General features: G+C 61.1%; 3 protein-coding genes. 1 reads left to right on the forward strand and 2 read right to left on the reverse strand.

Annotated features, from left to right (window positions below; genetic code table 11):
- Positions 1–347: 347 nt before the first annotated feature.
- Both typA and VZ95_RS06680 read right to left on the reverse strand, forming a co-directional pair.
- Entirely contained in the window at positions 348–2,174 is a 1,827-nt protein-coding gene (typA, locus tag VZ95_RS06675) for a translational GTPase TypA (protein WP_045775166.1), read from the reverse strand.
- An 11-nt stretch (positions 2,175–2,185) separates the two neighbouring features.
- Positions 2,186–3,226 carry an adenosine kinase gene (locus VZ95_RS06680; RefSeq protein ID WP_045775167.1) on the reverse strand — a complete coding sequence of 347 codons (1,041 nt, stop codon included), beginning with the start codon at positions 3,224–3,226 and terminating at the stop codon, positions 2,186–2,188.
- Between the two features lie 252 nt (positions 3,227–3,478).
- On the opposite strand from VZ95_RS06680, the gene VZ95_RS06685 reads away from it, so the two are divergent.
- Complete coding sequence (locus VZ95_RS06685; RefSeq protein WP_045775168.1) at positions 3,479–4,150, forward strand: EI24 domain-containing protein; 672 nt, start codon at positions 3,479–3,481, stop codon at positions 4,148–4,150.
- Positions 4,151–4,468 lie beyond the last annotated feature (318 nt).

The following is a 4,468-nucleotide window of genomic DNA, read 5'->3' on the forward strand; positions in this document are numbered from 1 at the left end:
GGGATTAAAATGACTCTTTATAATCTCACCTGCTTCTGACAGTTTTTTGGGCGTGCTGCATGTTTCTATGAGAGCGGATTTTTCATTTTTATTTGTCCAAGATCAAGTAATTATACTTATTTCATGTTTATTTAATAAATCCATCCATGTTCTTAGTTCATCCGCATCAAGCAAACCGCTACCATCCGCCTCGGAAAGACTAAGTTCTGTTACAAAGATAGCAAAACGGCGCTCCGAGGAGCGCCGTTTCTATAAGGCTTTAAGTGCGTTCAAGCGCCGCTGGGGCTGTTCCCTCGCATATGCTCGGGCGCGCAGTCGCGCTTGCCTCCGGTCTTGCGACCGTCGGACTACGCGTCTTCTTTTTGCTTCAACGCGCGCTTGCGATCGTTCGGATCGAGGTGGCGCTTGCGCAAGCGGATGGCTTTTGGCGTCACTTCCACCAACTCGTCGTTGGCAATGTAGCTGATGGCCTGCTCAAGGCTCATCAGGCGCGGCGGGGTGAGGCGGACGGCTTCGTCCTTACCTGACGCGCGGACGTTGGTGAGCTGCTTGCCGCGCAGAACGTTTACTTCCAGATCATTATCGCGGTTATGTTCGCCGACGATCATGCCTTCGTAGATATCGACGCCAGCTTCGATGAACATCGCGCCGCGATCTTCAAGATTCCACATCGCATAGGTGACGGCCGAGCCCTGGCCGTTGGAGATGAGCACGCCGTTGCGCCGTTCCGGGATCGAGCCCTTATGCGGCACATAGGAGTGGAATACCTTAGCCATAACGCCGGTGCCGCGCGTATCGGTGAGGAATTCGCCCTGATAGCCGATGAGGCCGCGCGAGGGAACGAGGAAGACCATGCGGGTCTTGCCGCCACCGCTGGGGCGCATTTCGGTCATTTCACCGCGACGGCTGCCGAGCTTTTCCACCACAACGCCGGCATATTCTTCATCGACATCGACGACGACTTCTTCTTGCGGCTCCATCCGTTCGCCGGTGGCTTCATCGGTTTTGAACAGCACGCGCGGGCGCGAGATGGACAGCTCGAAGCCTTCGCGGCGCATGGTTTCGATGAGCACGCCCAACTGAAGTTCACCGCGCCCGGCGACTTCGAACGAATCCTTGGTTTCCGATTCGGTGATGCGGATGGCGACATTGCCTTCGGCTTCCTGCATCAGACGGTCGCGGATCATGCGGCTCGTCACCTTATCGCCTTCGCGGCCCGCCAGCGGCGAATCGTTCACCGAGAAGCTCATAGCGAGCGTGGGCGGATCGATCGGCTGGGCTTCGATGGGCTCGACGCAGTCCGGCGCGCAGATGGTATCGGCCACCGTGGCGGTGGTGAGACCGGCGATGGAGATAATATCGCCCGCTTCCACTTCTTCAACCGGCACGCGCTCCAGGCCCCGGAAGGCCATCAGCTTCGACAGGCGGCCCTGTTCGATGGTTTCGCCCAGACGGTTCATCGCCTTGACGGGCATGTTCAGCTTGCCGGTGCCCGAGGTCACGCGGCCGGTGAGCACGCGGCCGAGGTACGGATCGGCGTGGATCAGGGTGGCCAGCATAGCGAAGGGGGCGTTCGGCTTCACGGTCGGGGCCGGGATGTGCTTCACGATCAGATCGAACAAAGGCTCCAGGTCTTTGCCCGGCGATTGTTCGAGATCGGTGACGGCCCAGCCATTGCGGCCCGAGGCGAAGAGGGTGGGGAAATCGAGTTGCTCGTCGGTCGCGTCCAGCGAGGCGAACAGGTCGAACACCATATCGTGCACTTCATGGGCGCGCGCGTCCGGGCGGTCGACCTTATTGATGATGACGATGGGGCGCAGGCCGAGGCGCAGCGCCTTGCCGGTCACGAACTTCGTCTGCGGCATCGGGCCTTCGGCGGCATCGACCAGCACGACCACGCCATCGACCATCGAGAGGATACGCTCCACTTCGCCGCCGAAATCGGCGTGGCCGGGGGTATCGACGATGTTCAGGCGCACGCCCTTCCATTCCACCGAGGTACATTTGGCGAGAATGGTAATCCCGCGCTCGCGTTCCAGATCATTGCTATCCATCGCGCGCTCGGCAACCTGCTGGTTGGCGCGGAAGGTGCCGGACTGGGCGAGAAGCTTATCGACGAGGGTGGTCTTCCCGTGATCGACGTGGGCGATGATAGCGAGGTTACGGCGTTCCATAGGGAAGGATCTCACGAGGTAGGAGTGGGGGCTTGGTCAAGGGTAAGGGCGGCGGCCAGGTGTGGCAGTTCCGCGATAGCAAGGGTTTTTAGGTTCGCTTCCGGGCGCGCGCCGATATGGGAGATCACCTCGGCGGCGCAGAGGCCGCCCAGCGTGGCGCAATCGGCGGCGGGCAAATCGCGCGCCAGACCCAGTAGGAAGCCCGCAGCATACAAATCGCCCGCGCCGGTTGTATCGACGACTTTTTCGACCCGGTGCGCCGGAACGGCTACGGTCGCATCGCCCATCAGCACCACCGAGCCTTTTTCGGAGCGGGTGCAGGCGGCGACGCTGACTTTGCCCTTCAGGGCGGCAACGGCATGGTCGAAGTCGCTTTCCAAGGTCAGCGCCAGCAGTTCGGATTCATTGGCGAAGAGAATATCGACGTGATTATCGATCAAATCGCGGAAGGCGGTACCGTGGCGGTGGACGCAGAAACTATCAGACAGCGTTAGCGCGACCTGGCGGCCATTGGCATGGGCATGGTCGGCGGCCTCGTAAAAGGCCCGCTGCGCCATCGGCGGATCGAACAGATAGCCTTCCATATAGGTAATCGCGGCCCCGGCAATCGCCTCGCGGTCGAGATCGTCCGGGCCGAGGGTAACGCAAGCGCCCAAGAACGTAACCATCGTGCGCTGGGCGTCGGGCGTCACCAGAATCATGCTGCGCGCCGTCGCCGGGCCTTCCTGGGCGGCAGGCGTGATGAAGCGCGCGCCAGTGGCGAGCATATCGTGCCGGAACACCGCGCCCAATTGGTCGGCCTTCACTTTGCCGATATAGGCGGCGCGCCCGCCTAAGGAGGCGACGCCGGCAATCGTATTGCCCGCCGAGCCGCCGGAGATTTCCACTGCGGGCGGCAGCAGCGCATAAATGCGCGCGGCTTGCCCAGCATCGACCAGCGTCATCGAGCCTTTGACGAGACCGGCGTGCTCCAGGAAGGCATCGTCCACCCGCGCCAAAACATCAACAATCGCATTGCCGATCCCGACGACTTCCAACGGCGCACCGCCCATCCCATTCCTCCGCCCAAACCCGCGCTAACCTTGCGAGCCGAGGGGCTCAAAATTCAGTCAGCATAAATCAAAAAGCCCGGCAGGGCCGGGTTGTTGCGGCGCGAGTATAGCGACGAAACTTGCCCTGGCAACCGCTTCTCGCGCAGGGCGGGCGCGCGTTGCCTCTTTTATCTTGGCCCCAGCATCGCCATTGTCTTAAGCCAATGGGAAACAGCCGGTTTTCGGCCCTTGTGCAGTGCGGGATTAGCGAACGTGATTTCAGCCCTTCTTCTGGCCTTTCGGCAACTGCCCGACCCGAGAATTCGGAACGTGCTCATTCAATCGGTATTGGCGGCGATTGCCGTGTTCGCCGTCTTGACGGTGGCGATTGTCATGGCGGTTGGGATGCTTGGGCTGACCGGCGTTGGGTGGGTCGATTGGCTCATGGGGGCTTTCTCTGGCATTCTCAGTGTCACCGGGGCCTGGCTTTTCTTCCCCGTCGTGGTGATCGCGCTGACCTCGCTGTTTGTCGACCGGGTGGCAGCGGCGGTGGAAGCGCGGCATTATCCCAGCTTGCCGCCCCCGCGCTTAATTCCTCTGGCAGAAGAAGTGCGCGGCGCTTTGGCCCTTTTGGGGAAGGGGCTGCTGCTTAATCTTGCCATTCTTCCGCTCTATCTTCTGAGCGGCCCGATTGCGCCATTTCTGTTTTACGCCGCCAACGGCTATCTGCTGGGGCGGGATTATTTCCAGTCCATCGCGCTGCGCCGCCTCCCGTTGGCGCAGGTGCAGGCCGTGGCAGGGCAGGAGCAAATGCGGATATGGGGAGCCGGGGTTGTCTTGGCGTTTTTGGGAACGGTGCCTTTTATCAATCTGTTGGTGCCAATTCTCGCAACCGCCTTTATGATCCATTTGTTCGAGCGTTTGCGGCAGCGTGGGGCCTTTTAACGGGCATGCGCTGCTTCATTGTGGGGGAAGGGACCGTCGGTCGTGATTTTTCGTCGTCCCAAAAAGGGCAGTTCATCGGGGGACGGGGTGTCGTCCGAAACAGAAGCCCTTGAAACGGCTGGGACTCTGCCGGAACCGGCGCTTAGCGAGGGCGCACCTGCGCCCGCTGCCGAGCCCGAGGCCGTGGAGCCGCTCACCCCAGCCCTTCCAGAGCCAGTGCGGAAACCCGCGACGCCCCTTTTTTCCCCCGAAATCCGAGGGTATGCSRAAAAATGCCAGACTATCCGAMCCCTTCCGCTGCGGCGGCACCGTTGGGGC

Origin of the sequence: Elstera litoralis (assembly GCF_000963705.1) — a bacterium.
Lineage (GTDB): Bacteria > Pseudomonadota > Alphaproteobacteria > Elsterales > Elsteraceae > Elstera > Elstera litoralis.

What these genes read in the sequence shown, in the direction of transcription:
- typA (WP_045775166.1), bottom strand. Translation starts at nt 2,174, where the DNA reads ATGGAACGCCGTAACCTCGCTATCATCGCCCACGTCGATCACGGGAAG.
- VZ95_RS06680 (WP_045775167.1), bottom strand. Translation starts at nt 3,226, where the DNA reads ATGGGCGGTGCGCCGTTGGAAGTCGTCGGGATCGGCAATGCGATTGTT.